The 26,660-nt window shown below is 70.4% G+C and carries 26 protein-coding genes; 15 read left to right on the forward strand and 11 right to left on the reverse strand.

Features of this window, described 5'->3' with window-relative positions; all coding sequences use genetic code 11:
- Positions 1-31 precede the first annotated feature (31 nt).
- On the forward strand, positions 32-487 hold the full coding sequence (mce, locus tag AB0M83_RS06450; RefSeq protein WP_364513315.1) for a methylmalonyl-CoA epimerase: 456 nt from the start codon (positions 32-34) through the stop codon (positions 485-487).
- Between the two features lie 312 nt (positions 488-799).
- On the opposite strand, the gene AB0M83_RS06455 is transcribed toward mce, so the two are convergent.
- Together AB0M83_RS06455 and AB0M83_RS06460 are read right to left on the reverse strand one after the other, a co-directional pair.
- Positions 800-1,372: a TetR/AcrR family transcriptional regulator gene (locus AB0M83_RS06455; RefSeq protein ID WP_364513318.1), complete on the reverse strand. Its 573-nt coding sequence runs from the start codon at positions 1,370-1,372 to the stop codon at positions 800-802.
- Between the two features lie 28 nt (positions 1,373-1,400).
- Positions 1,401-1,769 (reverse strand): SPW repeat protein, encoded by a 369-nt coding sequence (locus AB0M83_RS06460; protein WP_364513321.1) that lies wholly within the window; start codon positions 1,767-1,769, stop codon positions 1,401-1,403.
- A 205-nt stretch (positions 1,770-1,974) separates the two neighbouring features.
- Here AB0M83_RS06460 and ccrA point away from each other — a divergent pair, with 205 nt between their 5' ends.
- From ccrA to AB0M83_RS06480, 4 genes are all read left to right on the forward strand, one after another.
- On the forward strand, positions 1,975-3,315 hold the full coding sequence (ccrA, locus tag AB0M83_RS06465) for a crotonyl-CoA carboxylase/reductase (protein ID WP_364513324.1): 1,341 nt from the start codon (positions 1,975-1,977) through the stop codon (positions 3,313-3,315).
- Between the two features lie 156 nt (positions 3,316-3,471).
- The gene (locus AB0M83_RS06470; RefSeq protein WP_364513327.1) at positions 3,472-4,680 is read left to right on the forward strand and encodes a chromosome segregation protein; all 1,209 of its coding nucleotides are present in this window, start codon (positions 3,472-3,474) and stop codon (positions 4,678-4,680) included.
- Positions 4,681-4,773: 93 nt separating this feature from the next.
- Positions 4,774-5,226 (forward strand): universal stress protein, encoded by a 453-nt coding sequence (locus AB0M83_RS06475; protein WP_364513330.1) that lies wholly within the window; start codon positions 4,774-4,776, stop codon positions 5,224-5,226.
- Positions 5,227-5,230: 4 nt separating this feature from the next.
- Complete coding sequence (locus tag AB0M83_RS06480; protein ID WP_364513333.1) at positions 5,231-6,343, forward strand: adenylate/guanylate cyclase domain-containing protein; 1,113 nt, start codon at positions 5,231-5,233, stop codon at positions 6,341-6,343.
- Here the strand turns inward: AB0M83_RS06480 and paaE are convergent, their stop codons facing one another.
- The 6 genes from paaE to paaZ are packed head-to-tail and all read right to left on the reverse strand — an operon-like array spanning position 6,344 to position 12,046.
- The gene (gene paaE, locus AB0M83_RS06485; RefSeq protein WP_364513336.1) at positions 6,344-7,393 is read right to left on the reverse strand and encodes a 1,2-phenylacetyl-CoA epoxidase subunit PaaE; all 1,050 of its coding nucleotides are present in this window, start codon (positions 7,391-7,393) and stop codon (positions 6,344-6,346) included.
- A gap of 1 nt (position 7,394) precedes the next feature.
- Complete coding sequence (paaD, locus tag AB0M83_RS06490) at positions 7,395-7,883, reverse strand: 1,2-phenylacetyl-CoA epoxidase subunit PaaD (RefSeq protein ID WP_364513338.1); 489 nt, start codon at positions 7,881-7,883, stop codon at positions 7,395-7,397.
- On the reverse strand, positions 7,877-8,734 hold the full coding sequence (paaC, locus tag AB0M83_RS06495; protein WP_364513341.1) for a 1,2-phenylacetyl-CoA epoxidase subunit PaaC: 858 nt from the start codon (positions 8,732-8,734) through the stop codon (positions 7,877-7,879). Before paaC ends, paaD begins: the two co-directional genes overlap by 7 nt.
- A complete protein-coding gene (paaB, locus tag AB0M83_RS06500) occupies positions 8,731-9,045 on the reverse strand; it encodes a 1,2-phenylacetyl-CoA epoxidase subunit PaaB (protein WP_364513487.1) in 315 nt (104 codons plus the stop codon). Before paaB ends, paaC begins: the two co-directional genes overlap by 4 nt.
- A gap of 38 nt (positions 9,046-9,083) precedes the next feature.
- Positions 9,084-10,019 carry a 1,2-phenylacetyl-CoA epoxidase subunit PaaA gene (gene paaA / locus AB0M83_RS06505; RefSeq protein WP_364513343.1) on the reverse strand — a complete coding sequence of 312 codons (936 nt, stop codon included), beginning with the start codon at positions 10,017-10,019 and terminating at the stop codon, positions 9,084-9,086.
- Positions 10,016-12,046 carry a phenylacetic acid degradation bifunctional protein PaaZ gene (paaZ, locus tag AB0M83_RS06510; RefSeq protein WP_364513346.1) on the reverse strand — a complete coding sequence of 677 codons (2,031 nt, stop codon included), beginning with the start codon at positions 12,044-12,046 and terminating at the stop codon, positions 10,016-10,018. The genes paaA and paaZ overlap by 4 nt, the downstream gene beginning before the upstream one ends.
- A 165-nt stretch (positions 12,047-12,211) precedes the next feature.
- Between paaZ and paaI the strand changes: the two genes are divergently transcribed.
- The 3 genes from paaI to AB0M83_RS06525 are packed head-to-tail and all read left to right on the forward strand — an operon-like array spanning position 12,212 to position 14,492.
- Positions 12,212-12,628 carry a hydroxyphenylacetyl-CoA thioesterase PaaI gene (gene paaI / locus AB0M83_RS06515; RefSeq protein ID WP_364513349.1) on the forward strand — a complete coding sequence of 139 codons (417 nt, stop codon included), beginning with the start codon at positions 12,212-12,214 and terminating at the stop codon, positions 12,626-12,628.
- Entirely contained in the window at positions 12,625-13,902 is a 1,278-nt protein-coding gene (paaK, locus tag AB0M83_RS06520; RefSeq protein ID WP_364513352.1) for a phenylacetate--CoA ligase PaaK, read from the forward strand. Before paaI ends, paaK begins: the two co-directional genes overlap by 4 nt.
- Positions 13,899-14,492 carry a TetR/AcrR family transcriptional regulator gene (locus AB0M83_RS06525; RefSeq protein WP_364513355.1) on the forward strand — a complete coding sequence of 198 codons (594 nt, stop codon included), beginning with the start codon at positions 13,899-13,901 and terminating at the stop codon, positions 14,490-14,492. Before paaK ends, AB0M83_RS06525 begins: the two co-directional genes overlap by 4 nt.
- Before the next feature lie 43 nt (positions 14,493-14,535).
- Here the strand turns inward: AB0M83_RS06525 and AB0M83_RS06530 are convergent, their stop codons facing one another.
- Positions 14,536-14,847 carry a hypothetical protein gene (locus tag AB0M83_RS06530; RefSeq protein ID WP_364513358.1) on the reverse strand — a complete coding sequence of 104 codons (312 nt, stop codon included), beginning with the start codon at positions 14,845-14,847 and terminating at the stop codon, positions 14,536-14,538.
- 192 nt (positions 14,848-15,039) lie between these two features.
- Between AB0M83_RS06530 and AB0M83_RS06535 the strand changes: the two genes are divergently transcribed.
- Positions 15,040-15,711 (forward strand): TetR/AcrR family transcriptional regulator, encoded by a 672-nt coding sequence (locus AB0M83_RS06535; protein WP_364513360.1) that lies wholly within the window; start codon positions 15,040-15,042, stop codon positions 15,709-15,711.
- Here AB0M83_RS06535 and AB0M83_RS06540 read toward each other — a convergent pair.
- The gene (locus tag AB0M83_RS06540; protein WP_364513363.1) at positions 15,632-16,687 is read right to left on the reverse strand and encodes an AraC family transcriptional regulator; all 1,056 of its coding nucleotides are present in this window, start codon (positions 16,685-16,687) and stop codon (positions 15,632-15,634) included. The genes AB0M83_RS06535 and AB0M83_RS06540 overlap by 80 nt on opposite strands.
- A 79-nt stretch (positions 16,688-16,766) precedes the next feature.
- On the opposite strand from AB0M83_RS06540, the gene AB0M83_RS06545 reads away from it, so the two are divergent.
- The 5 genes from AB0M83_RS06545 to AB0M83_RS06565 all read left to right on the forward strand — a co-directional run bounded on the left by AB0M83_RS06545 (position 16,767) and on the right by AB0M83_RS06565 (position 22,275).
- Positions 16,767-17,864, forward strand: a complete 1,098-nt coding sequence (locus tag AB0M83_RS06545) for a winged helix DNA-binding domain-containing protein (RefSeq protein ID WP_364513366.1) — start codon at positions 16,767-16,769, stop codon at positions 17,862-17,864.
- A gap of 76 nt (positions 17,865-17,940) precedes the next feature.
- Entirely contained in the window at positions 17,941-19,404 is a 1,464-nt protein-coding gene (locus tag AB0M83_RS06550) for an NAD(P)/FAD-dependent oxidoreductase (RefSeq protein ID WP_364513369.1), read from the forward strand.
- Positions 19,404-21,062, forward strand: a complete 1,659-nt coding sequence (locus AB0M83_RS06555) for a GMC family oxidoreductase (protein ID WP_364513372.1) — start codon at positions 19,404-19,406, stop codon at positions 21,060-21,062. The genes AB0M83_RS06550 and AB0M83_RS06555 overlap by 1 nt, the downstream gene beginning before the upstream one ends.
- A gap of 85 nt (positions 21,063-21,147) precedes the next feature.
- Complete coding sequence (locus AB0M83_RS06560; protein ID WP_364513375.1) at positions 21,148-21,810, forward strand: hypothetical protein; 663 nt, start codon at positions 21,148-21,150, stop codon at positions 21,808-21,810.
- A 24-nt stretch (positions 21,811-21,834) separates the two neighbouring features.
- Complete coding sequence (locus AB0M83_RS06565; protein ID WP_364513378.1) at positions 21,835-22,275, forward strand: barstar family protein; 441 nt, start codon at positions 21,835-21,837, stop codon at positions 22,273-22,275.
- Between the two features lie 48 nt (positions 22,276-22,323).
- On the opposite strand, the gene AB0M83_RS06570 is transcribed toward AB0M83_RS06565, so the two are convergent.
- The gene (locus AB0M83_RS06570; RefSeq protein ID WP_364513381.1) at positions 22,324-23,799 is read right to left on the reverse strand and encodes a glycosyl hydrolase family 18 protein; all 1,476 of its coding nucleotides are present in this window, start codon (positions 23,797-23,799) and stop codon (positions 22,324-22,326) included.
- Positions 23,800-23,949: 150 nt separating this feature from the next.
- On the opposite strand from AB0M83_RS06570, the gene AB0M83_RS06575 reads away from it, so the two are divergent.
- Complete coding sequence (locus AB0M83_RS06575) at positions 23,950-26,352, forward strand: Tex family protein (protein ID WP_364513384.1); 2,403 nt, start codon at positions 23,950-23,952, stop codon at positions 26,350-26,352.
- The last annotated feature ends 308 nt before the right edge of the window (positions 26,353-26,660 follow it).

Consider the following 26,660-nt stretch of genomic DNA (forward strand, 5'->3'; position numbering starts at 1 on the left):
ACGCCAGTCCGGAGCGCCCTATCCTGCCCCCATGAATGACGCCCTGCGGCCGTTCGTGACGGCCATCGACCACGTCGGCATCGCGGTCCCGGACCTGGACGCGGCCATCGAGTTCCACCGCGCGCACTTCGGCCTGGAAGTGGCGCACGATGAGGTGAACGAGGAGCAGGGAGTGCGGGAGGCGATGCTGCGCGCGCCCGGCACGGCGGGCACGGAGACGCAGATCCAGCTCCTCGCCCCGCTGCGCGACGACTCGGCGATCGGCAAGTTCCTGGCCAAGAGCGGCCCGGGGCTGCAGCAGCTGGCGTACCGCGTGTCCGATGTGGACGCGGCGGCGGCGGCGCTGCGCGAGCAGGGCCTGCGCCTGCTGTACGAGGCGGCGAAGCGCGGAACGTCCAACAGCCGGGTGAACTTCGTCCACCCGAAGGACGCGGGCGGCGTCCTGGTGGAGCTGGTCGAGCCGGCTAAGGACAGCGCCGCGCACTGACGGCGAACCCGTTCCGGCGTAACGACTCCGGCCCGGCCAAGGCGCACGCCGGTGACAACCAGGCGGCCGGAGCGGCGGGAGGGGGTGGGGGCGGGGCGGGGGCCGGGACAGCAGTCCGACTACGGCACTCCCCCGCGCCGCGCACCGGCGCCGCGCACGGCATCGGACCGCGCCCCACGAGCCGAAGCTGCGCACCCGCGCTCGCCGCGCAAGGTGCGCGGCCCACGAGCCGGAGCTGCGCACCCGCCGCCCGCCGCGTAAGGCGCGCGACCCAGGCGACCCCTACACCGGCGGGCCGCAGCGGCCCAGCGCCTAAGCCGGCGCCGTCTTCGACGCGAGGGCGTCGGCGATGAACGTCAGCTCGCCGTCGAACTCGGCGGGCAGGTCGTCGTCGGAATGGCGGGCCGTGGCGTGCCGGTGGCTGACCGCGCGGGCCAGCAGGCCCGACGCGCGGTCGACGTCGGCCGCGGGTACGCCGCCGCCCGTTGCCGCCAGGATCACCGCGTGGACCTGGCGCACGAGCACCTGGAAGCGCTCGTGGAGGGCGTCGCGGACGACGTGGTGGGTGTCCGCCTCGCGCCACAGCAGGTGCGAGAGCCCGAGCGATCGGCTGAAGCGGTGGTCGAGTTCGCGGACGAGCCGCCGCAGGCTGCCCACGAGGTCGCCGGGCACGACGACCACGGCCGGCTCGATGCGCTCGTCGGGCAGCCGCTCGACTAGCGCCGTGAGCAGGTCCGCCTTGTGCCGGAAGTAGTAGTGCACCAGCCCCTTCGGCACCCCGGCCCGCTCGGCGATGCGAGAGGTCGGGGTGGCGTCGAAGCCGGACTCGGCGAAGAGCGCCTCGGCGGCGCAGAGGATGCGCTCCTTCGCCGAATCCTCGGTCATTCCGGTGCCTCCAAGGCTGTCGAAACCGTCAGTGCTGGCCGGCGGTGCGGTGCGCGGCGTTCGCGACCGGCATGGCTGCCGCGCCGGCGATGATCGTCAGCACCCCGGCGATCCAGGACGTCCAGGAAGCGCCGTTGAACTCCGTGTATCCCATCACCCACGGCGCGATGAAGAACAGCACGCCGAGCGCGATCTGGATGCCTTCGCCGTAGACCATGCCCGGCATCGCCAGCGACACCAGGCCGTCGAGTGCGATCAACGCGCCCAGGACGACCATCGTCCACATCGCGGTCGAGTCCGTGCTCAGCCAAAGGGGTGAAAGAGCGGCGACAACCCCGATGACGACCTCGGCCCAATCGTGCGGCCGGGCCCAGGCGCGCGTAGAGACTTCACTCATTCGTGCTCACCTCCGTCGGTGAAACTGCTGGTCGGGTGGGTGTTCCCACTGCCGATGATCCGCTTGACTGGCCAGCCGGTCAAGACTGATCGGTCACAGTTCGTCGTGTAATCGTGCTGTCCGTCTCGTACAGTTGTGTGCGCGAGTTACCGGCGAGTAATTTCTGCCGCCAACGCCGTTGACCCCCATCTCCGCGGAGGAACCGATGACGCAGCTCGGCGAGATCCAGCAGGCCATCCTGAACGGCGAGTCCGCCGCGGTCGGCTCCCTGCCCGTGCCCGAGAGCTACCGCGGGGTGACCGTGCGCGCCGACGAGGTCGACATGTTCGAGGGCCTCGAGAGCCGGGACAAGGACCCGCGCAAGTCGCTGCACGTCGACGACGTCCCCGTCCCCGAGCTGGGGCCGGGCGAGGCGCTGGTCGCCGTGATGGCGAGCGCGATCAACTACAACACCGTGTGGACGTCGATCTTCGAGCCGATCCCCACATTCAAGTTCCTCAAGAAGTACGGGAAGCTCTCGCCGCTGGCCAAGCGGCACGACCTGCCGTACCACGTCGTGGGGTCGGACCTGGCCGGCGTCGTGCTGCGCACCGGCGTCGGCGTGCACAACTGGAAGCCGGGCGACGAGGTCGTCGCGCACTGCCTGAACGTCGAGCTCGAAAGCCCGGACGGGCACAACGACACGATGCTCGACACCGAGCAGCGGATCTGGGGCTTCGAGACGAACTTCGGCGGCCTCGCCGAGATCGCGCTGGTCAAAGCCAACCAGCTGATGCCGAAGCCGGACCACCTGACCTGGGAGGAAGCCGCCTCCCCCGGCCTGGTCAACTCCACCGCCTACCGCCAGCTGGTCTCGCGCAACGGTGCGGACATGAAGCAGGGCGACGTCGTCCTGATCTGGGGCGCTTCGGGCGGCCTCGGCTCCTACGCGACGCAGTACGCGCTGAACGGCGGCGCGATCCCCGTGTGCGTCGTCTCGAGCCCGGAGAAGGCGGCGATCTGCCGCAAGCTCGGCGCCGAGCTGATCATCGACCGCAGCGCGGAGGACTACAAGTTCTGGAAGAACGACACCGAGCAGGACCCGAAGGAGTGGCAGCGCTTCGGCGCGAAGATCCGCGAGCTGACCGGCGGTGACGACCCGGACATCGTGTTCGAGCACCCGGGCCGGGAGACGTTCGGCGCGTCCGTCTACGCCGCGCGCAAGGGCGGCACGATCGTCACGTGCGCGTCGACGTCGGGGTACATGCACCAGTACGACAACCGCTACCTGTGGATGAACCTGAAGCGGATCATCGGCTCCCACTTCGCGAACTACCGCGAGTCCTGGGAAGCGAACCGGCTGATCTCGAAGGGCCTGATCCACCCGACGCTGTCGAAGACGTACTCGCTCGAAGAGACCGGGCAGGCCGCGCTGGACGTGCACCGCAACGCCCACCAGGGCAAGGTCGGCGTGCTCGCCCTCGCCCCGCAGGAAGGCCTCGGCGTCCGCGACGAGGAGAAGCGCGCGAAGCACATCGAGGGGATCAACGCCTTCCGCGGCGCCTGATCCAGGACGACGCCGGGGGCGGCTCCGCTCCCGGCGTCGGAATCCACCGCGGTACGACCGGATCCGGCCAGTTCCCTTCGCCGCATCACACGGCGCGCTCGGCGCACGGTACGGGTGCTCACCCGTCCGTGACCGGACTGCGACTACGGTAGGCGCATGAGCCTTGGCGATGAACGGGAGCTTGTGCCGCTGGGAGCCGGCTTCGACGTGGCGAAGCGCGGGTACAGCCGAGCACAGGTCGACGAGCACCTCGAACGGCTGGACGCCGACCTCAAGATGCTCACCGCGGATCGGGACGCCGCCATCGCGCAGGCCGGCGACCTCGCCCGGCAGCTGGAGATCGCGCGCGGCGAGATCGCGGACCTGCGCGGGCAGGTCGACCGGCTGGCCCAGCCGCCGACGAGCGTCGAAGGCCTGTCCGAGCGGCTGCAGCGGATGCTGCGCCTCGCACAGGACGAATCCGCCGACACGCGCGCCCGCGCCGAGGCCGAGGCCGGGCACATCCGGGCCAAGGCCGAAACGGACGCGAGCGCCATGCGCGCCCGCTACGAGCAGCTGCTCACCGAGCTCGACCTGCGCCGCAAGGAGATGGAGGCGGAGCACCGCAAGGTGCTCGAGGACGCCCGCGCGCAGGCCAAGGAGATCACCGACAAGGCCGAGGCGGAGCGCACGCGGCTCGACACCGAGTCGGCGGACCGCCGCACCAAGGTCGAAGAGGACTTCGAGATCGCGATGGCCTCGCGCCGCACCGAGGCGATGCGCGTGCTGGCCGAGCAGGAGGCGGCGAGCAAGGCCGAGGCCGCGCGCCGCGTCCAGGAAGCGACGCAGGACGCCGCCGACATCCGCGCGAAGATCCTCGAAGAGGAGAAGACCACCAGGGCCGAGATCGACCGCCGGCAGCGGGAGTCGGTCGCGGACGCGAACAAGCGCCGTCAGGACTCGATCAACGAGGCGAACGCCCGGCTCGCGGAGGCCGCCGACGAGGCGCGGCGCCGCGTGACGACGGCGACCGAGGAGTCGAACCGGCGGATCACCCAGGCCAACGAGCGCGTCGACGCCCTGCGCAAGGTGCGCGGCGGGCTGGCCGAGCAGGTCCGCGCGGCGCGGGCGGTGCTGGCCGAGGCGCACACGGTCCTCGGCGACGAGGTGAAGGTGCCCGCCGACGTCACGACCGATCTCAAGGCTGACGACCTGAAGGCCGACGCCGACACCGGGAAGACGAAGCCGGTGGGCGACGTCGAGGAGACGATCCGGATCAAGGCGTCGGACGTCCCGAAGCCGCCGCAGGCCCCCAAGCAGTCACCCAAGCCCGCCCCGAAGCCCACTCCGCGGCCAAGCGGAGCGCGAAAAGCGACTGGCGAGTAACCTTCCACCCGACACGGGCGCGGACGAGGCGGCGCGGTCGATCCCGACCGGCCATCGTCCCAGCTCACGCGGGATCACCTGGAGGTTTTGCGCATGGGTGCGGCATATCGGACCGTGGTGGTGGGCACGGACGGCTCGGAGTCCTCGTTCGCGGCGGTGGACCGCGCGGCGGCGGTGGCCGGCGACGCGGGCGCCACGCTCGTCATCGCGTGTGCGTTCTACCCGGCCAGCAAGACCGACGTCGAGAAGGCCCAGGACGTCCTCGGGGACGAGGCGTACCAGGTCGTCGGCTCGGCCCCGGCCGAGGACACCCTGCAGTCCGCGCGGGACCGGGCGGTGCGGGCCGGCGCGGAGAAGATCGACACGGTCGCGGTCAAGGGCGACCCGGTCGACTCGCTGCGCAAGGTCGTGCACGAGCGCGAGGCCGACCTGCTGGTGGTCGGCAACCGCGGGCTGAACACGATCGCCGGCCGGATCCTGGGCTCGGTGCCGTCGGAGGTGGCGCGCAAGTCCGGCGTGGACGTGCTGATCGTCCACACGACCTGAGCACGTGGCCGATTCGAGCGAAGAGCTCCAGCAGCGGCTCGAACGCGTCCTGCTCGGCGGCAGGCGGAAGTACACGCGGCTCGAAGTGGCCGAGAAGGCCGGCGTGCCCGAAGAGCGGTCACGCCGGCTTTGGCGCGCCCTGGGGTTCGCGACGGTGCGCGACGACGAGGTCGTCTTCACGGACGCGGACGTCGAAGCGATGCGGACGGCGGACCAGCTGGTCCAGTCGGGGCTGATCGACCCGAGCATCGAGGTGTCGGTGACGCGCGCCCTCGGCCAGCACCTGTCGCGGCTGGCCGAGTGGCAGGTCGACATGCTCTGGGAGCTGGTCAAGGAGCAGCCGGAGCTGGGTCGCAGCGAGCGCCAGGTGGCCCGCCTGGTCGACCGGCTGCTGCCGGAGCTCGAGCGGGTGCAGAACTTCGTCTGGCGCCGTCACCTGGCGGCGTACGCGGGGCGAGCGTTCGCGGCGGCGGGCGACAACGTCGAGGCGCGCACGGAAGTGGTCGGGTTCGTCGACATGGTCGGCTACACGCGCCTGACGCGCCAGATCGGCGAAGAGGAGCTGAGCCGGGTCCTCGACGCGTTCGAGCTGCTCGCGGCGGAGACGATCGCCGAGCACCACGGCCGCGTGGTGAAGATGATCGGCGACGAGGTCCTGTTCGTGGCGGACGCGGCGGTCGACGCGGCGGAGATCGCCCTGGCGCTGACGGAGCGCACATCGGCGGACGAGAGCCTGCCGGCGGTCCGCGCGGGAATGGCTTCGGGCCGGATCCTGTCCCGCTTCGGCGACGTGTACGGATCGGTGGTCAACCTGGCGGCCCGCCTGACCTCGGTGGCCCGCCCGGGCACGATCCTGGTGGACCGCGAGCTGGCTTCGGAGCTTTCGGAGGAGAAGGCGTACGAGCTGCGGCCCCGGAGGCCGGTGACGGTCCGGGGCTACAACCGCCTGCGCCCGGCGGCGCTGCGGCGCGCGAGTGAGGCGCCGACGGGGATGTTCGCGAGTTCGCAGCAGCTGGCGGCGGAGATGCTGGGTCTCACGGAGCCGGCGGCGCAACCAACTGCCGAGGACGAGACCGAGTCACGCCCTCGCCGCCGGCGGCGAGGGCGCATCCGCTGATCAAGCGTCGAAGTCCACCGTGATCGTCTCCGAGACCGGGTAAGACTGGCATGTCAGCACGAAACCCGCCTCCACCTCAGCCTCCTCCAACGCGAAGTTCCGCCGCAGATCGACCTTGCCCTCCGTGACCCGCGCCCGGCACGTGCCGCACACCCCGCCCTTGCACGCGAACGGCAGGTCCGGGCGGAAGCGCTGGGCACCGTCCAGTACCGAGGACGACCGCGGCAACGTCATCGTCGACGCGCGGCCGTCCAGGACCACGCGGACCTCCGACGACTCGCCCGCCACCGTCGGGTCGAGGTGCTCCACCGGCGTGGGCGGCGTGTCGACGTAAAACAGCTCCTGGTGCACCCGGGAAGCCTCAACGCCGAGCGAAACCAGAAGTTCACGGGCGCCGGAAACCATCTCGAACGGGCCGCACAGCCACCAATGGTCCACGGAGGACACCGGAATCAACGAAGAGAACAACGAGCGCAGCTTCGGGACGTCCAGGCGCCCTGTGAACAGCTCCGCCTCTCGGGGCTCGCGGGACAGCACGTGGATCAGCTCCAGCCGCGAGGGCGCCCGGTCCTTCAGGTCCGCCAGCTCGTCCGCGAACATCACCGTGTCCGTGCGGCGGTTGCCGTACAGCACCGTCACCGTGGCCGTCGAAAAGCGCAGCAGCGACGACACGATCGACAACACCGGGGTGATGCCCGAACCCGCCGCGATCAACACGTGGTGGCCGCCGGCGGACAGGTCCGGTGTGAACGATCCCGTGGGCGTGGCCACCTCGATCGTGTCGCCTGGGCGGACCTCGTTCACCAGCCAGGACGAGAACAACCCGTCCGGGACCAGCCGGACGCCGACCCGGGGCGCCGTGCCCGCCGCCGCGCAAATCGAGTACGAGCGGCGTTCGTCGCGGCCCTCCACCGATCGGCGCAGCGTCAGCGACTGACCCGGTTCGAACGCGAATTCGGCAGCCAAGGAATCGGGCACGTCGAACGTCACCGCGACCGCGTCCTCGCACAACCGCGTGACGTCCGCGACCTTCAGGGGGTGAAACGCCACCTCAGATCTCCTTGACCTGCTCGAACGGCTCGGCACACGCACGGCAGCGCCGCAGCGCCTTGCACGCCGTCGCACCGAAGCGGGACTGCTCTTCCGTGTCCTCGGACCCGCAATGGGGGCAAGAAACCCGCGACACGGGCGCCGACAGCGTCAGCGGGATCGGCCCCGACCGCCGCGGCGCCGCGCCCGGCGGGGCGATGCCCGCCGACGCCAGCTTCCGGCGCCCCGAAGCCGAAATCCAGTCCGACGACCACGCCGGCGACAGCTGCGTCCGGATCTCGACGTCCGCGAAGCCCGCCGAGACCAGCGCGTGCTCCAGGTCGTCGCGCATCGTGTCCATCGCCGGGCAGCCCGTGTACGTCGGCGTGATCGCGACGACCACGCGGCCGTCCACTTCGGACACCGAGCGCAGCACGCCCAGGTCGGCCAGCGTCAGCATCGGCAGCTCGGGGTCGGTGACCGTCGCGGCGACCGCTTCCGCCGTCACCATTTCGCGTCCGGCATCGCCCGGGCGACGCTCTGCAGCTCCGCCAGCAGGAACCCCATCTGCTCGGTGTGGACGCCGTCGCGGCCCGTCCGGCCCGAAACCCCGGCGAGCTCACCGGCGGCCGGCAAAACCAGCGTCGCCGCGGAAAGCGCCTGCTCCACGACGAGATCGAACTCCGGCCGCAGCGTGGCCGCGTCCACCAGCTCGACCGGGTGCGTGCGGAACAGCTCCCCGACGTACGGCCAGACCGCGTCGAGCCCCTCCTGCATCCACTCGTGCGACAACGGCGTCCCGTCGCCGAGGCGGACCAGCCACTGCGCCGCGTAGTCGCGGTGGTAGGTCACCTCCTTGACGCCCTTGTCCGCGATGGCCGCCAGCACCGGGTCCACCGACGTCACCAGCCGCTGCAGCAGCGCGAGGCGCCACGTCGAAAACACGAACAGCCGCGCGATCAGGTGCCCGAAGTGCCCGCCGCCCAGCTCCGCGAGCCGGACGTTGCGGAACTCGTTCTCCACACGCGAGAACGCGAACGAGTCCTCCGTGCGCGAGGAACCGTCGGCCTTGCCGGCGCGCGCGAGCAGCAACCGCGCCTGGCCGAGCAGGTCGAGCGCGATGTTCGCGATGGCGACCTCGTCCTCCAGCTCGGGCGCGTTGGTGCACCACTCCTGCAGCCGGTGGGAGAAGATCAGCGCGTCGTCGCCCAGCATCAGGCAGTAGGCGGCCAGTGCGGCACCGTCCACCCCGGACGGCACCGAGGTGTCCACTCCGGACAGTGGGTCCTCGAAGCCGGTGCCGAACGCCCAGCGGGCGTCGTTCTCCTCGGTCAGCGACTCGTAGACGTTGTCGAAACTCATATGTGCGGCACCTCCTCGGGGATGTCGTAGAACGTCGGGTGCCGGTAGACCTTGTCGCCGCTCGGCGCGAAGAACGGGTCCTTCTCGTCCGGCGACGACGCCGTGATGTCCGAGGCGCGAACCACCCAGATCGACACGCCTTCGTTGCGGCGCGTGTAGAGGTCACGCGCGTGGTGCAGCGCCATCCGGTCGTCGGCCGCGTGCAGCGAGCCGACGTGCACGTGGTTCAGCCCGCGCTTGCCGCGGACGAACACCTCGTACAGCGGCCAGTCGTGCTTGACCGGGCCCGGCGCGGCGGGGACGCCTTCCAGCGGGACGGCCCCGTGGCCGCCTTCGGCAGTCAGGTCGGTCACTTGCGCTCCTCGTTCTTGGCCGCGTGCGCGACCGCGGCTTCGCGGACCCAGGCACCTTCGTCGTGCGCACGACGGCGGTGCGCGATCCGCGAAGCGTTGCACGGGCCGTTGCCCTTCAACACGTTCTTGAACTCGTCCCAGTCGACCGGGCCGAAGTCGTAGTGTTCCCGCGAGGCGTTCCACTTCAGGTCGGGGTCCGGGAACGTGACACCCAGCGCGGCGGCCTGCGGCACCGACATGTCGACGAAGCGCTGCCGCAGCTCGTCGTTCGTGTGCCGCTTGACCTTCCACGCCATCGACTGCGCGGTGTTCGGCGAATCCGCGTCCGGCGGCCCGAACATCATCAGCGACGGCCACCACCAGCGGTTCACGGCCTCTTGGACCATCTCACGCTGCTGCTGAGTCCCGCGCATCATCGTCATCAGCAGCTCGTAACCCTGCCGCTGGTGGAAGGACTCCTCCTTGCAGATGCGGATCATCGCCCGCGCGTACGGCCCGTAGGACGACCGGCACAGCGGCACCTGGTTGCAGATCGCCGCGCCGTCGACCAGCCAGCCGATCACGCCGACGTCGGCGAAGGTCAGCGTCGGGTAGTTGAAGATCGACGAGTACTTCTGCTTGCCGGTGATCAGCTTGTCGGTCAGGTCGGCGCGGTCCGCGCCCAGCGTCGCCGCGGCGGAGTACAGGTAGAGGCCGTGGCCGGCTTCGTCCTGGACCTTGGCCAGCAGGATCGCCTTGCGCCGCAACGACGGCGCCCGCGTGATCCAGTTGCCCTCCGGCTGCATGCCGATGATCTCCGAATGCGCGTGCTGCGCGATCTGCCGGATCATCGTCTTGCGGTAGCCCTCGGGCACCCAGTCGCGCGGTTCGATGCGCTGGTCGCGCTCGATAGTCGCCTCGAAGTGCTCTTCGAGGGAAGCCACAGCGGTCACGGCTGCTCCTTCGACACGAGGGTCAGGACGTCGTACTTGGCCACGGACTCGCCGTCGGCGTTGGTGACGTCGGCGTCCCAGCGGACCTCGCCGTACTCCTGGTCGATCCGCGGGGTGATCTGCTTGGCGGTGAGCGTCACGGTCAGCGAGTCGCCAACCTTGACCGGGGTGAGGAAGCGCAGGTTCTCGAGGCCGTAGTTGGCCAGCACCGGGCCCGGCTCGGGCGAGACGAACAACCCCGCCGCGAACGAGACCACGAGGTAGCCGTGCGCGACGATCCCGCCGAACAGCGGGTTCGCCGCCGCGGCCTCGGGGTCGGTGTGGGCGTAGAACGTGTCGCCGGTGAACTCGGCGAAGTGGTCGACGTCCTCCTGGCTGACCGTGCGCGGCCCGGCGACGACCGAGTCACCGATGCGCAGCTCCGCCAGGGACTTCCGGAACGGGTGGACGTCACCTTCCGTGCGCGGCGCGCCGGTGACCCAGCGGCCGGTCACCGCGCTGAGAACGGCGGGCGAGCCCTGCACGGCGGTGCGCTGCATGTGGTGCAGGACGCCGCGGATGCCGCCCATCTCCTCGCCGCCGCCGGCGCGGCCGGGACCGCCGTGGACCAGCTGCGGCATCGGCGAGCCGTGCCCGGTCGACTCCTTGGCGTCGTCGGCGTCCAGGACCAGCAGCCGGCCGTGGAACGGCGCCGCGCCGAGCACGACCTCGCGGACGAACTCCTTGTCGGCGCTGACGATCGACCCCGCCAGGCTGCCGCCGCCGCGCGCGGCGAAGTCGATTACCTGCTCGGTGGACGTGTACGGCATGAGCGTCGAGACCGGGCCGAACGCCTCGACCTCGTGCGGCTCCGAGCGCTCCGGGTCCGCCTTGAGCAGCACCGGCGAGATGAACGCGCCACGCTCGGCGTCGGCGTCGACCACCGAGACCTTTTCGGGGTCGCCGAACACGACGCTGCCGGCGTCCAGCAGTGCCTTGAGCGACCGCCGGACCTCTTCGCGCTGCTCCAGGCTGGCCAGCGCACCCATCCGGACGCCCTCGGCCGTCGGGTTGCCGACCGTGACCTTCGCGAGCCGCTCGGATGCGGCGGAGGCGACGTCGTCGAGCAGCTCCGCGGGCACGAACGCGCGGCGGATGGCGGTGCACTTCTGGCCCGCCTTGACCGTCATCTCCGAGGTCAGCTGCTTGACGAACAGGTCGAACTCCGTGGTCCCGCGCACCGCGTCCGGGCCGAGGATCGAGCAGTTCAGCGAGTCGGCCTCGGCGTTGAACCGCACGGCGTTGCGGATGATCGCCGGGTGCGCGCGCAGCTTCTGGGCGGTGGACGCCGAGCCGGTGAAGGACACCAGGTCCTGCGCGGTCACGTGGTCGAGCAGGTCGCCAACGCTACCCGCGACGAACTGCAGCGACCCCTCGGGCAGGATGCCGGACTCGATGATCAGCTCGACCAGCCGCGCGGTCAGGTACGCCGTCGAGCTGGCCGGCTTGACCAGGCTCGGGACGCCGGCGAGGAAGGCGGGCGCAAACTTCTCCAGCGGCCCCCACACCGGGAAGTTGAACGCGTTGATCTGGACCGCGACGCCCCGCAGCGGGGTCGCGATGTGCTGGGCGACGAACGTCCCACCACGCGAAAGCGGCTCGACAGCGCCCTCGACGTAGACGGTGTCGTTCGGCAGCTCGCGCTTGCCCTTCGAGCCGTAGCTGAAGAGGACGCCGATGCCGCCGTCGATGTCGAACTTCGAGTCACCCAGCGTCGCGCCGGTGCGCGCAGAAAGCGCGTACAGCTCCTCGCGGTGCTCTCGCAGGTGCGAGGCCAGCGCCTTCAGCAGGGCCGCGCGCTGGTGGAACGTCAGCTCGCGCAGCGCCGGACCACCGACAGCGCGGCCGTACGCCAGCGCGGCCGCGAAGTCGACGCCCGCCGAGGAGATCCGGGCGACCTCCTCGCCCGTGGCCGCGTCGTGCAGCGGGACGCCTTCGTCCGCCGCCGTGTGCCAGCTCCCGGAGACGTAGCTGCGCAGCAGTGCCATCAGGTCCCTCTCGCCGAATTACCTACCGGACGTTCAGTTAATCGCATGGTAGCCGCCGGACTCGAAGATCGGAAGACCTCGGCGCTTGACACGGCCCCGACCACTGCCTTTACTGAGCGACACCGCCAGGTGACCGTCCATTCGGTCAGTCAGGAGAGCGAGCGCATGACCAACGCCGCCCACACGATGTTCGCCGCCGACGAGGCTTCGCGCGCGCTGGGCATCGAGCTGGTCGAAGCGGGCGACGGCCGGGCCGTGGCGACCATGACGATCACGCGCGCGATGGTCAACGGCCACGACATCGCTCACGGCGGGTACGTCTTCCTGCTCGCCGACACCGCCTTCGCCTGCGCCTGCAACACCCACGGACCGGTGACGGTCGCCGCGGGCGCCGAGATCTCCTTCGTCGCGGCCGGCCGGCTCGGGGACCACCTCGTCGCCACGGCCACCGAGCGCACCCGCTACGGCCGCAACGGCATCTACGACGTCACCGTGCACCGGGAGACCCCCGGCGGACCCGAGGTCGTCGCCGAATTCCGCGGCCGCAGCCGCGTCCTCTCCGCGAAACGAGGCGAAGCATGATCGGGGCGAACATCTCCGCCGACGAACTGGCCGCGCTCCAGCTCGAACGTCTGCAGTGGACACTCAGGCACGCGTACACGAACGTGCCCGCGTACACGAAGAAGTTCGACGAGGCCGGCGTCCACCCGGACGACTGCAAGGAGCTCGCCGACCTGGCGAAGTTCCCCTTCACGACGAAGCAGGACCTGCGGGAGAACTACCCGTTCGGCATGTTCGCCGTGCCGCAGGACCAGGTGCGGCGCATCCACGCCTCGAGCGGCACCACCGGCAAGGCCACCGTCGTCGGGTACACCGAGCAGGACATCGACACCTGGGCGACGGTGATGGCCCGGTCGATCCACGCCGCCGGCGGCCGCCCCGGGCACAAGGTGCACGTCGCGTACGGCTACGGCCTGTTCACCGGCGGGCTGGGCGCGCACTACGGCGCGGAGAAGCTGGGCTGCACCGTGATCCCGGCGTCGGGTGGCATGACGGCGCGCCAGGTGCAGCTGATCACCGACTTCCGGCCCGAGGTCATCATGGTGACGCCGTCGTACATGCTGACGCTGCTCGACGAGTTCGAGCGCCAGGGCGTCGACCCGCGGGCGAGTTCCCTGAAGGTCGGCATCTTCGGCGCCGAGCCGTGGACCGAGCAGATGCGCGCCGAGATCGAGGAACGGTTCGCGATCGACGCCGTCGACATCTACGGGCTGTCCGAGGTGATGGGACCGGGCGTCGCGCAGGAGTGCGTCGAGACGAAGGACGGCCTGCACATCTGGGAGGACCACTTCTACCCCGAGGTGATCGACCCCTTCGACGAGCACGTCCTCGGCGGCGGCGAGACCGGCGAACTGGTGTTCACGTCGCTGACCAAGCAGGCGCTGCCGATCATCCGCTACCGCACCCGCGACCTCACGGCACTGTCGCCCGGCACCGCGCGCCCGGCGTTCCGGCGGATGGACAAGGTCACCGGCCGCACTGACGACCTGATCATCCTGCGCGGGGTCAACGTCTTCCCGACGCAGATCGAGGAGATCGTGCTGCGCACCGAAGGGCTGAGCCCGCACTTCCAGCTCGTCCGGTCCACGCGCGGGCGCCTCGACCACTTGACCGTGCTGGTCGAGGCGCGCCACGACGCTTCGGCCGCTTCGCGGGAGCAGGCCGCCGCCTCGCTGATCGCGGGCGTGAAGGACGGCGTCGGCGTGACCGTGTCGGTGGACGTCGTCGACCCGGACACCCTGGAGCGGTCCATGGGCAAGATGCGGCGGATCATCGACCGGCGGGACAAGCCGTGACGACGCCCCGGCGCGGGCGGCCCGGCTACGACCTCGAATCGCTGCTGCAGGTGGCGGTGAAGCTGTTCAACGAGCGCGGGTACGACGGCACGAGCATGGAGGACCTCTCCCGCAAGCTCGGCATCACGAAGTCGGCGATCTACCACCACGTGCCCAGCAAGGAGGAACTGCTGCGGCTGGCGGTGGACCGGGCACTGGACGGGCTCTTCGCGGTCGCGGCGGAAACGACGGAACTGGACGGGCGCGCGATCGACCGGCTGGAGCACCTGGTGCGCGGCAGTGTGCTGGTGCTCGCCGACCGGCTGCCGTTCGTGACGCTGCTGCTGCGCGTGCGCGGCAACACGAAGGTGGAGCGGGCGGCGCTGACCCGCCGGCGCGAGTTCGACCTGCTGGTGACGGACCTGGTGAAGCAGGCGGAGGCGGAGGGCGACATCCGCCCGGACGTCGACCCGGCGGTGACGGCCCGGCTGATCTTCGGCATGGTCAACTCGCTGATCGAGTGGTACAAACCGCGCCGCGGCTCGTCGGCGGCCGAAGTGGCGGACACCGTGTGCAAGGTGGCGTTCGAAGGCCTGCGCACCGGGTCGTGAGTGAGAAACAGTGTTCTGACCCGGTTTCTCAGTCACGACCGGTTCAGTCCTCCGCATTCTGGGGCGGACGCCCCGCTTGCCAGAGAAGGGCTTCGCGCAGCTGCTCGATCAAGCGCTCGTCGTCCGCTTCGGACGGGTCGACGCCGAGGGGGAGCCAGCGCTCGGACACCTTCGACCCCTCGTCGTAGCCCGTGATCACGATTCCCGAGTAGGACAACGACTCTTCGTCCGCGCAGTCGCCGTCGGGAAGGGGTTCGTCCGCTTCGAAGCACTCGTCGAAGCTGACGTGGCGATGCTGCAGGCGGACGCTCACCCAGCGTCCGGCCGGCCGGATCGGCGCGTCTTCTTCGCTCATCTGCTCCCTGCCCGGTCGCGGGTCCCTGCCGTCTCGTCGCATCCGGACGCCGGGAAGTTACCGGTGGGTTGTTCCGGTTGCGTAACGACGACGGACGGCGCGAAACACCCGTTGCCCGCCACCGGAGCCACTCTCTTGACGAGAAGTCAACTACTTGTTGACAGCGTGCCGATCCCCCGCGAGGCTGAGCGGATGACCAGTGGGACCCGGCCGCGGCGACGCCGCCTCGAACCGGCCGAACGGCGGGCGGAGATCCTCGCCGCCGCGCGGCGGCTGTTCGGCGCGGGCAGCTACGCGTCGGTGTCCACATCGGACATCGCCGAGGCGGCCGGGGTGGCGCGCCCGCTCATCAACCACTACTTCGGCGGCAAGCGCGAGCTGTACCTGGAAGTGGTGCGGCAGCTGATGATCGTGCCGGCGCCGGTCACCGAAGCGCTGCCGGACACCACGATGGAAGACCGGCTGTCGATCGGGGTCGAGCGGTGGATCGACGTCGTCGACCGCAACCGCGACGCCTGGCTGACCGTGATCGGCCCCGAATCCGCGGGCCGCGACCCCGAGATCGAGCGGATCATGCTGGAAGCCGACGAGATCGCCGCCGACCGGGTGCTGGAAGCCGCGTTGATGACCGACGTCACCGACGGCCGCGAAGAGCTGCGCGCGATGATCCGGTCGTTCGGCGGGATGCTGCGGGCCGCGTCGCGCGAATGGCTGATCCGCGGCACGCTCGACCGCGCGGCGCTGCGCACCTTCCTCACCGATTCGATCCTCAACCTGCTGAAGCTCACCTACCCGGCGGTGCTTGCCGAGCGGCCCGGAAACGCCGGGCGAACGCCGCCGGCGTCATCCCGGTCCAGCGCTTGAACGCGTAGATGAAGCTGGACGCCTCGGCGTACCCGAGCCGGTACGCGACGTCCTCGACCGACAGGACGCCGGTGTCGAGCAGCTCCTCCGCCAGCGCCTGGCGGACCTCGTCGACGAGCGCGCGGTAGCTGGTGCCGGATTCGCTGAGCCGCCGCCGCAGCGTGCGCGTGCTGAGCGTCAGCTGGCGGGCGATCTCGTCCATCCCGGCGTCGACCCCGCCGAGCCGGACCAGCCGTTCCCGGACCTGCTGCGAGATGCCCGACCGCCGGCGTTTGCGCGCGACGAGCGCTTCGCACTGCGCGGCGCACAGCGCGACGGTCTGCTCGTTGGCCTGCGGCAGCGGCAACGTCAGCAGCGCGGGGTCGAGCGTCGCGCGGCAGGCGTCGGCGCCGAACCGCGGCACCACCCCGAACGCGGCCCGATAAGGCTCCACTGTGGACGGACCGTGCCGGAACGCCAGGTCGTCCGGCACGATCTCCGGCAGCAGGTCGCGCATGACCGAGAAGATCGCGGCCAGGTCGCGCAGCACGAGGAAGCGGGCGACGTCGGCGGGCACGCGGCGGTCGTCGAGCTCCAGCGTCAGCCGGCCGTCCGCCAGCTCGACGTGCGGGATGCAGAAGGCGAAGCTGAGGTCGAAGTAGCGCAGGGCGAACAACATCGCGTCCCGCAGGGTCGGGCTGCTGATGCAGGCGAACCCGAAGATGCCGAAGGTGGTGACGCGGTAGCGCCGCCCCAGCTCCAGGGCCGTGGCGTCCGAGCCGTCCAGCTCGACCAAAGCGCGGACGACCGCCAGCTCCTGGCGCGCGTCGACCTGCACCGACGGGTCGGCCAGCAGCTCCGGCGACAGCGTCGTCGCGGCCAGCAGTTTCTCGGCGGGCAGGCCGCGGTCGGCGGCGAACCGGGTCATCAGCTCGATGCTCGCGGTGCCGCGCGGGAAGTCCCAGTCCCCGACGGCGGGCGCGGCGAGCTCGGCCATGGCCGGAAGTATGGATGACGGCCGTTCGGGCGTCGAATCGAGGACCGGAACTGTCCGGGGTGATCGTTAAAGTGACGGCGTGGAGACCTTGAGCAGGCGGGCCGTGAACCGCGCGACGCTGGAGCGCCAGCTGCTGCTGCGTCCCGCCGACATGTCCGCCCACGACGCCGTGGCGCACCTGGCCGGGCTGCAGGCGCAGGCGCCGTTCCCGCCGTACTACGCGCTGTGGTCGCGGCTGCGCGGGTTCCAGCCGCAGGAGCTGGCCTCGCTGCTGGAGGAGCGGCGCGTGGTGCGGATCGCGCTGATGCGCGGCACGGTCCACCTGGTCACGGCGGCGGACGCGCTGGCGTGGCGGCCCGTGGTCCAGGTGCTCTACGACCGCGACCTGAAGACGAACACCCAGCACGCCCGTGAGCTGGCCGGCCTCGACCACGCCGAAGTGGCCTCGGCGGCGCGGGAGCTGCTGGCCGCTTCGGCGTTGTCCAGCACGGCGCTGGGAGCCGAGCTGGCGCGGCGGTGGCCGGACCGCGCTCCGGCGTCCCTCACGCACCTGGCGCGGGGCCGGCTGCCGCTGGTCCAGACGCCGCCGCGCGCGATCTGGGGCAAGGCGGGGCAGACGACGTACGCGTGTCTCGACGAGTGGGTGGGCGCGCCGCTTCCCCCGCCTTCGCCTGCTTCGCTCATTTCTCGGTACCTGCGGGCGTTCGGGCCGGCGACGGTGGCCGACGTGCAGGCGTGGGCGGGCATCACGCGCCTCGGCGAGGTGGCTTCGTCGATGGACCTCCGGCGGTATCGCGACGAGGACGGCCGGGAGCTGCTGGACCTGCCGGAGCTGTCCGTGCCGGACGAGGACGTCCCGGCGCCGCCCCGGCTGCTCGGGCCGTTCGACCAGCTGATCCTTTCGTACGCGGACCGGACGCGGGTGATCTCGGACGACTACCGCAAGCGCGTCATCACCCAGAACGGCCTGGTCAAGGGCACGCTGCTGGTCGGCGGCCAGGTACGCGGCTTCTGGGAGATCACGAAGACGAAGAAGACGGCGGCCGTCGACCTGTTGCCGTTCGAAAAGCTGGCGAAGCGCGACCTCACGGCGTTGGAAAGCACCGCCGGCCGCCTGCTGACCTGGGCGGAGCCCGGCGCGGAGACCCGGGAGGTGCGCGTTCACCCGCCGGCGTGACGGGCTGGCCGGAATTCTCGATCGAGTGACCGTTCGTGGCCTGTTGTCACAGGCGTCCGCTGCGTAGCTTTTTCGCATGAGCAGTTCGGCGAAGGGGCCATCGGTGCTGATCGTGGGCACCGGGTTCGGCGGTATCGGGACGGCGATCGAGCTGAAGCGCGCCGGGTTCACCGACTTCACGATCCTGGAGAGCGCGGCCGAGCCCGGCGGCGTCTGGCGGGACAACACCTACCCCGGTGCCGCATGCGACATCCCGTCGCCGCTCTATTCGTACTCGTTCGAGCCGAACCCGCGCTGGCCGAAGCGGTTCTCCTACCAGCCGGACATCCTGGCCTACCTGCGGCGCGTCATCACGAAGTACGGGCTCGAACCGCACATCCGGTACCGGACCGAGGTCACCGGGGCCGCGTTCGACGAGGAGCGCGGCGTCTGGCGCGTCGAGACCCACGGTGGCGAGACGTACGAGGCCACCGTCTTCGTGCCCGCCGTCGGCCAGCTGTCACGGCCGGTGCTGCCCGACATCCCGGGCCGCGAGAGCTTCGCCGGCGACGCGTTCCACTCGGCGCGCTGGGACCACGACGTCGAGTTGGCCGGCAAGCGCGTCGCCGTCATCGGGACCGGCGCCAGCGCGGTCCAGTTCGTGCCCGAGCTGCGCAAGCACGCGAAGCACGTCACGGTCTTCCAGCGCACGCCGCCGTACGTCATGGCGAAGTCCGACCCGGCCTACCGGCGCTGGCAGCACTGGCTGTTCGAGCACTTGCCGCCCACGCAGCTGCTCGGCCGGCTGCGGATCTTCCTGCTCGCCGAATACGCGACGTACGCGATGACCAAGCACCCAGTGCTGGCGAAGATGTTCGAGCTGCGGACGGCGCAGCTGCGGCATCGTCACATCAAGGACCCGGAGCTGCGCGCGAAGCTCAAGCCGGCCTATCCCCTGGGCTGCAAGCGGATCCTGTTCACCAACGAGTACCTGCCCGCGCTGGCGCAGCCGGACGTCGACGTCGAGACGCGGCGGATCTCGTCGATCACGCCGCGGGGCGTGCGCGTCGAGGACGGGACCGAGCTCGAGGCGGACGTCCTGGTCTACGGCACCGGGTTCGCCGCGACGGAGTTCCTCGGCCGGATGGACGTCACGGGCCTCGGCGGCCGGTCGCTGCGGGACGCCTGGGCCGGCGGCGCGCGGGCGTACCTGGGCATGGCCGTGCCCGGGTTCCCGAACATGTTCTGCGTCTACGGCCCCAACACCAACCTCGGCGCCGGGTCCATCATCTACATGATCGAGCGGCAGGCACGCTACATCCGCCAGGCGGCCGAACAGCTTTCGCGACCCGGCGTGTCCTATGTGGACGTGCGCGCCGACGTCGAAGAGCGTTACGACACCGAGGTGCAGAAGCGGCTGGGCGACAGCGTGTGGAGCGCCTGCACGAGCTGGTACCGGCAGGCCGACGGCCGGGTGACGACGAACTGGCCGGGCCTGGTCACCGAGTACGACCGCCGGACCCGGCGGCTCGACGTCGCGGACTTCCGGGTGGTGGCGTGATGGACTACGACGTCCTGGTGATCGGTTCGGGCTTCGGCGGGAGCGTCACGGCGCTGCGGCTGACCGAGAAGGGTTACCGCGTCGGCGTGCTCGAGACCGGCCGCCGGTTCGCCGACGACGAGTTCGCGAAGACGTCGTGGCGGCTGCGGAAGTACCTGTGGGCGCCCGCGCTGGGCTGCTTCGGCATCCAGCGGCTGACGCTGCTGAAGAACACGTTCGTGATGAGCGGCTCCGGCGTCGGCGGCGGTTCACTGGTGTACGCGAACACGCTGTACGAGCCGCCGGACAAGTTCTATGCCGACCCGCAGTGGGCGCACATCACGGACTGGAAGGACGAGCTGGCGCCGTACTACGACCAGGCGAAGCGGATGCTGGGCGTGGTCGAGAACCCGGCGACGACGGCCGCGGACCGCGTGCTCCAGGACGTCGCCGAGGACATGGGCATCGGGCACACGTACCGCCGCACGCCGGTCGGCGTCTACTTCGGACAGTCTGGGGTGGACCCGTTCTTCGGCGGCGCCGGTCCCCTGCGGTCCTCCTGCACGCTGTGCGGCGAATGCATGACCGGGTGCCGGGTGGGCGCGAAGAACACGACCGTGAAGAACTACCTGTACCTGGCGGAGAAGGCAGGTGCTTCGGTACACCCGCTGACGACGGCGATCTCGGTACGGCCGATTCCCGGCGGGTACGCGGTGGACACGCGGCGCACAGGCCGCCGTTCCCGCCGGACGTTCACGGCGACGCAGGTGGTGTTCTCGGCGGCGGCTCTGGGAACGCAACGGCTGCTGCACCGGATGCGGGACAACGGGACGCTGCCCGCGCTGTCACCCCGGCTGGGACTGCTGGCCCGCACGAACTCGGAGGCAGTGCTGGCGGCGCGGTCGTTGCGGCCGGACACGGATTACACGCGCGGGGTAGCGATCACGTCGTCGATTCACCCGGACGAGGTGACGCACGTGGAGCCGGTGCGGTACGGGCGCGGCAGCAACGTGATGGGCCTGATGGCGACGGTGCTGGTGGACGGGCAGCCGGGCCGCCGGCGCTGGGTGCTGGGGCTGCGGGAACTGTGGCGGTCCCGGCGTGACCTGCTGCGCATCCACAGTCCGCGGCACTGGTCGGAGCGGATGATCGGGCTGCTGGTGATGCAGACTTTGGACAACTCCGTGACGACGTACACGAAGCGGGGCTTGTTCGGCCGCCGGATGACGACCCGCCAGGGCGCGGGATCGCCGTCGCCGTCGTGGATCCCGGCGGGGCACGAGGTGACGCGCCGGGTGGCCGCGAAGATCGGCGGGCTGCCGCAGGGGGCGTGGACGGACCTGGCGAACATCCCGATCACGGGCCACTTCATCGGCGGCTGCACGATCGGGGACTCGGCTTCGTCGGGGGTGATCGATCCCTATCAGCGGGTGTACGGGTATCCGGGACTGCACGTGGTGGACGGGTCGGCGATCTCGGCGAACCTCGGGGTGAACCCGTCGTTGACGATCACGGCCCAGGCCGAGCGGGCGATGGCGTTCTGGCCGAATCTCGGTGAGGCGGATCCGCGGCCGGTGTTGGGGTCTCCGTACCAGCGGGTGGCGGCGGTGATGCCGAAGAACCCGGTGGTCCCGTCGGAGGCCTCGGGCGCCCTGCGGTTGCCGATCACGCCGGTGTAGCAGTTCGCGGTCTCCCGACGACTCAGGGCAGGTGAACCGGCCGGAAGGCCGTGGCCTGTCCCCGAGAAGACCGGAGGGCCGGAAAGTGACCGTCGCCCGTGACCGCAGAACCGAGAACCCACCGCCCCGCCGCTCCGAGGAGAAGTGGAAGACCGCCGGCCAGATCCTCGCAGTCGTGTCCGGCCTGCTGACGGTGGCCGCCAGCCTGCTGACCCTGCTCACGGTGAACGCCAACCACGAAAAGAGCCTCGCCCAGTCGACCGCCGCCGACCGAGGCAGCCAGCTGACTTCGGCACAGCAGGAGATCAGCAGCCTGCGGCAGCAGACGTCCCGGCCGAGCACCACCGCCGCATCCGTCACCGCCTCGGCACCGGCCGGTCAGCCGGAGCGGCACCACGGAAACGTCAGCATCGCGCGCGATTTCACGGTGGACCTCGACAGCCCCGCGTCGGATCCGCAGTGGGGCACCACCGGCTCCTTCACCGGGAAGAACGACCTGAGCTTCAACGGTCGCGACTTCGGCTACGTCGGCTGGAGCACGACCGTGAAGCTCCCCGCCTCGACCATCGGCAGCTACGACTCGTGCCGAGACGAGACCGGATACGAAAACGGCCGCTACCCACTCGACGACCTGACGGCCGGACAGGGCTACTGCGTCAAGACCTCCGACGGGCGATTCGCGGCAGTCGTCCTGACCTCGGCGAGCGCGACGAAGGTCAGCTTCGACGTCACGACTTACGAGAAGTGAAGAGCGACCGGCCACAATGTCCCCATGTGGAACGAGCCCGGGCTGACCGTGCTGGACAAGGACGACAAGATCGCGGTGACCGGCGCCGTCCCGCCGCAAGGGGTGGTCGCCGTGGCCCGGATCGATGGTGCCGCCGCACGCGGTGAGGACGACTTGTTCGGCCAGTTCTCGGACGCGCTGCGGTTCCCGGCGTACTTCGGCTGGAACTGGGACGCCCTCTCCGACTGCCTGCGCGACCTGAACTGGCTGCCGGCGGACCGGTACCTGGTCGTCATCGAGGAGCCGGCGAAGCTGCTTACCGGTGACGCGGAAGGCCGGCGAATCCTCTTCGAAATCCTCGGGCGGGCCTCACGGGAGTGGGCGAACCCGCTGGGCAAGCCGCGCAACGCCGGGATGCCGTTCCAGACGCTCCTGCTCGCGGCGGAAGCCGACGTCGAAGAGCTGCGGCGCGAGCTGAGCGCGTGAAGAGGCCCTCCCGGCCGCGCTTCCGGGAGGGCCTTCCTCAGCGCACGGTCACGGCAGGCCCGCGAGCCCCGCCGAGACCGTGTTGGCGAACGCGTACCCGTTCGACGCGTCCCAGTTGATCGACCACGTCATCGCGCCGCGGATGGCCGGGTACGTCGTCGACGGCTTGAACGAACCGCACGAGGTTCCGCGCGCCAGGCAGTTCAGCGCCGACACCGTGTTGGCCGGTGCCTGGTAGCCGCCGCCCGCTGCCTGCGAGGACGCCGGGAGGCCCAGGCCCACCTGGTCCGCGCGCAGGCCGCCTTGGAGCTGGATGCAGGCCAGCGCCGTCAGGAAGTCGACCGTGCCCTGGGCGTACACGCTGCCGTTGCAGCCGAGCATCGTGCCGGAGTTGTAGTACTGCATGTTGACGACCGTCAGGATGTCCTTGATGCCCAGCGCCAGCTGGAAGTAACCACCGGAAGTGGACTGCATGTCGATCGTCTGCGGTGCCATCGTGATGACCTTGCCGCCGCCGTTGTAGATGCTGCGCAGCGCCTGGCCCATGTACGTCGCGTTGATGCCGTTCTCGAGGTCGATGTCGACGCCGTCGAAGCCGTAGTTCGAGATCAGCGACTTGATGCTGTTGGCGAAGTTGTTCGCCGACGACGAGTCGCTCACGCTGATCGTGCCGTTCTGGCCGCCGACCGAGATGATGACCTTCTGGCCGCGCGCCTGGACCGTCTTCACGTCCGCCTTGAACTGCGCGTCCGTGTAGCCGCCGAGCTGCGACGACAGGCCCGAGTCGAGCGTGAAGCTCACCGCGCCCGGCGTGCCCGTCGCGTCCGCGAACGACACCGCGATGATGGTGTACTTCGTCGGGACGTCGGCCAGCTTCAGCGCCTTGGCGCCGTTGTAGAAGTTCTGCCAGTAGCCGGTCAGGACGTGCTTCGGCAGGTCACCCTGGGTCGGCGGCGTGGTGGTCGTCGTCGGTGGGGTGGTCGTGGTGGGCGGAGTCGTCGGAGTCGTCGGCGTGGTCGGCGTCGTCGTCGGCGGGGTGCCCGGGCCGTCGAGGCTGACGTCGTCCGCGTAGTACGTCGGCTGGCCGTACCAGCCGTGCAGGTACACCGTCAGCGACGTGCTCGAGCCGGTCGTGAAGCTCAGCGACAGCTGCGAATAGCCGCTGGTGCCCGGCGTCCACGTGCTGGTCGTCGCCGAACCGGAAACGCCCAGGTAGACGTAGCTGCCCTGGACCCACGCCGAGAGCTTGTACGCCGTGTTCGCCGAGACGGTGAGCGTCTGCGAGCACTGCGCGTTGTCCGACGACGTCGGCGTCGCGCTCAGGGCGCGGCTGCCGCTGTGGACCGGGGTGCTCACCGCGGTCGGCACCGCCGTGCACGTCCAGCCCGAGGCGCCGGACTCGAAGCCGGGATTGGCGAGGATGTTGGCCGCCGAGGCGCTCCCGGCGAGGACGAAGGTCACGCCGAGACACAGTGCGACCGCGGAAAGTAATGACAAGAGAGCGAGACGGGCTTTGGGGACCACGGGGCGACCTCCACTGGTCGTGAGGCAGGTCACCACAAAATGGACTAGACCAATCTGATTGTCAAGGAGCCCCATCCGAAAGTCGGGGTGGTCGGAACGGCAGAATGGGACGATCGGATCCACCAGAGGGCGAAGCAGGAGCGTGTTGCAGTGAGCGTGTCGGTCGAGCAGAAGATCGCCGAAGAACTGGGCGTGCGCGAAGGACAGGTCAAGGCCGCCGTCGACCTGCTCGACGGCGGCTCGACCGTGCCCTTCATCGCGCGGTACCGCAAGGAAGTCACCGGCATGCTCGACGACGCGCAGCTGCGCACGCTCGAAGAGCGCCTGCGCTACCTGCGGGAACTCGACGAGCGCCGGCTCGCCGTGCTCGAGTCCATCCGCAGCCAGGGCAAGCTGGACGAGGCCCTCGAGGCGTCGATCCTCGCCGCGGACACGAAGTCGCGGCTGGAGGACATCTACCTCCCGTTCAAGCCGAAGCGCCGCACGAAGGCCATGATCGCGCGCGAAGCGGGGCTCGAGCCGCTGGCCGACGGCCTGCTGAACGACCCGACGACGGACCCGCAGGCCGCGGCCGCCGTGTTCGTCGACGCGGACAAGGGCGTCGCGGACGCGCAGGCGGCCCTCGACGGCGCCCGCTCGATCCTCGTCGAGCGCTTCGCCGAAGACGCCGACCTCATCGGTGACCTGCGCGAGAAGATGTGGAGCCAGGGCCACCTGGTCGCCAAGGTCCGCGCGGGCAAGGAGGAGGAAGGGGCGAAGTTCTCCGACTACTTCGACTTCTCCGAGCCCTACACCAAGCTCCCCTCGCACCGGATCCTCGCGATGCTGCGCGGCGAGAAGGAGGAGGTCCTCGACCTCACCATGTCGCCGGACGAGCCCACCGACGAGCCGCAGGTCGGCCCGACCGACTACGAGACGCGCATCGCCGCGAAGTTCGGCATCACGCAGCAGGGCCGGCCGGGTGACAAGTGGCTCGGCGACACCGTCCGCTGGGCGTGGCGCACCAAGATCCTCCTGCACCTGGGCATCGACCTGCGGATGCGGCTGCGGCAGGCGGCCGAGGACGACGCCGTGCGCGTCTTCGCGGCCAACCTGCGCGACCTGCTGCTCGCCGCGCCGGCCGGCACCCGCGCCACGATGGGCCTGGACCCGGGCTTCCGCACCGGCGTCAAGGTGGCCGTCGTGGACGCGACCGGCAAGGTCGTCGACACCCACGTCATCTACCCGCACCAGCCGGCGAACAAGTGGGACCAGTCGATCGCCGAGCTCGCGGCGCTGGCGGCGCGGCACAAGGTCGACCTGATCTCGATCGGCAACGGCACGGCGTCACGCGAGACGGACAAGCTCGCGATCGAACTGATCAAGAAGCACCCCGAGCTGAAGCTGACGAAGGCGATCGTGTCCGAGGCGGGCGCGTCGGTGTACTCGGCGTCGGCGTTCGCTTCGGCCGAACTGCCGAACATGGACGTCTCCCTGCGCGGCGCGGTCTCGATCGCGCGGCGGCTGCAGGACCCGCTGGCCGAGCTGGTGAAGATCGACCCGAAGTCGATCGGCGTCGGGCAGTACCAGCACGACCTGTCCGAGGTCTCGCTGTCGCGTTCGCTCGACGCGGTGGTCGAAGACTGCGTGAACGCGGTCGGCGTCGACGTCAACACGGCGTCGGCTCCCCTGCTGACCCGGGTCTCGGGCATCACGACGGGGCTGGCCGAGAACATCGTCTCCCACCGCGACACGAACGGGCCGTTCCGCTCCCGGATGGCGCTGAAGGAGGTCGCGCGGCTCGGCCCGAAGGCGTTCGAGCAGTGCGCGGGCTTCCTGCGCATCCCGGACGGCGACGACCCGCTCGACTCGTCGTCGGTGCACCCGGAGGCGTACCCGGTGGTGCGCCGGATCCTGTCGAAGACGGGCACGGACCTGCGGTCGCTGATCGGCAACACGCGGACGCTGTCGTCTTTGAAGGCATCGGAGTTCGTGGACGAGACGTTCGGGCTCCCGACGGTGACGGACATCCTGGCCGAGCTGGACAAGCCGGGCCGCGACCCCCGCCCGGCGTTCAAGACGGCGACGTTCGCCGAGGGCGTGGACAAGATCGGCGACCTCAAGCCGGGGATGCGCCTGGAGGGCGTGGTCACGAACGTGGCGGCGTTCGGGGCGTTCATCGACGTCGGGGTGCACCAGGACGGTCTGGCGCACGTTTCGGCGCTGTCGAAGAACTTCGTGAAGGACCCGCGCGAGGTCGTGAAGCCCGGCGACATCGTGAAGGTGAAGGTGCTCGACGTCGACGTGCCGCGGAAGCGGATTTCGTTGACGCTGCGCCTGGACGACGAGCCGGGCGCGCCCGCCGGCAACCGCGGCGGTGGCGGTGGCGGTCGTGACCGCGGCCAGGGCGGCGGCGGTGGCGGCGGTCAGCGTCGCGGCGGTTCGGGCGGCGGCGGTCAGCGCGGCGGTTCCGGCGGCGGCGGTGGCCGGGGCGGCAACTCCGGCTCTGGCTCTGGCTCTGGCGGCAGCGGCTCCATGGCGGACGCGCTGCGGCGGGCGGGATTCGGCAAGTAGGACCTGGTTACCCACAGGCCGGCGGAGTTGTGGACAACTTCGCCGGCCTGTGGCTTTTCCCCGGGTTTCGTCAGCGGGCGGCGATAGACTGGAGCCGGGACGTCCCCCTGGGAGTGGCGGGGGTGGGGCAGGTCCCGGTTCAGCCGCCTGGCTTCTGCCGTTGCCGTGCAACGGATCCAGCCCACTTGACCGCGCCCGCGATCCGGACGTCGCGAATGACTCGTTCAGGACGCCAGGAGCGCCCGATGACTCCATTCGCGACACCCAACCCGGCGAAGCCGGGGTCGGTGTCGCCTCCGCCTCGGCAG

The organism is Amycolatopsis sp. NPDC051106 (genome assembly GCF_040682775.1).
Taxonomy (GTDB): domain Bacteria; phylum Actinomycetota; class Actinomycetes; order Mycobacteriales; family Pseudonocardiaceae; genus Amycolatopsis.

Coding starts and splice junctions, on each gene's coding strand:
- paaK (WP_364513352.1), top strand. CDS start 12,625: ATGATCGGGGCGAACATCTCCGCCGACGAACTGGCCGCGCTCCAGCTC.
- paaZ (WP_364513346.1), bottom strand. CDS start 12,046: ATGGCACTGCTGCGCAGCTACGTCTCCGGGAGCTGGCACACGGCGGCG.
- mce (WP_364513315.1), top strand. CDS start 32: ATGAATGACGCCCTGCGGCCGTTCGTGACGGCCATCGACCACGTCGGC.
- AB0M83_RS06530 (WP_364513358.1), bottom strand. CDS start 14,847: ATGAGCGAAGAAGACGCGCCGATCCGGCCGGCCGGACGCTGGGTGAGC.
- AB0M83_RS06460 (WP_364513321.1), bottom strand. CDS start 1,769: ATGAGTGAAGTCTCTACGCGCGCCTGGGCCCGGCCGCACGATTGGGCC.
- ccrA (WP_364513324.1), top strand. CDS start 1,975: ATGACGCAGCTCGGCGAGATCCAGCAGGCCATCCTGAACGGCGAGTCC.
- AB0M83_RS06540 (WP_364513363.1), bottom strand. CDS start 16,687: ATGGCCGAGCTCGCCGCGCCCGCCGTCGGGGACTGGGACTTCCCGCGC.
- AB0M83_RS06470 (WP_364513327.1), top strand. CDS start 3,472: ATGAGCCTTGGCGATGAACGGGAGCTTGTGCCGCTGGGAGCCGGCTTC.
- paaD (WP_364513338.1), bottom strand. CDS start 7,883: ATGGTGACGGCGGAAGCGGTCGCCGCGACGGTCACCGACCCCGAGCTG.
- AB0M83_RS06550 (WP_364513369.1), top strand. CDS start 17,941: ATGAGCAGTTCGGCGAAGGGGCCATCGGTGCTGATCGTGGGCACCGGG.
- paaC (WP_364513341.1), bottom strand. CDS start 8,734: ATGAGTTTCGACAACGTCTACGAGTCGCTGACCGAGGAGAACGACGCC.
- AB0M83_RS06555 (WP_364513372.1), top strand. CDS start 19,404: ATGGACTACGACGTCCTGGTGATCGGTTCGGGCTTCGGCGGGAGCGTC.
- AB0M83_RS06565 (WP_364513378.1), top strand. CDS start 21,835: ATGTGGAACGAGCCCGGGCTGACCGTGCTGGACAAGGACGACAAGATC.
- AB0M83_RS06535 (WP_364513360.1), top strand. CDS start 15,040: ATGACCAGTGGGACCCGGCCGCGGCGACGCCGCCTCGAACCGGCCGAA.
- AB0M83_RS06455 (WP_364513318.1), bottom strand. CDS start 1,372: ATGACCGAGGATTCGGCGAAGGAGCGCATCCTCTGCGCCGCCGAGGCG.
- paaI (WP_364513349.1), top strand. CDS start 12,212: ATGACCAACGCCGCCCACACGATGTTCGCCGCCGACGAGGCTTCGCGC.
- AB0M83_RS06475 (WP_364513330.1), top strand. CDS start 4,774: ATGGGTGCGGCATATCGGACCGTGGTGGTGGGCACGGACGGCTCGGAG.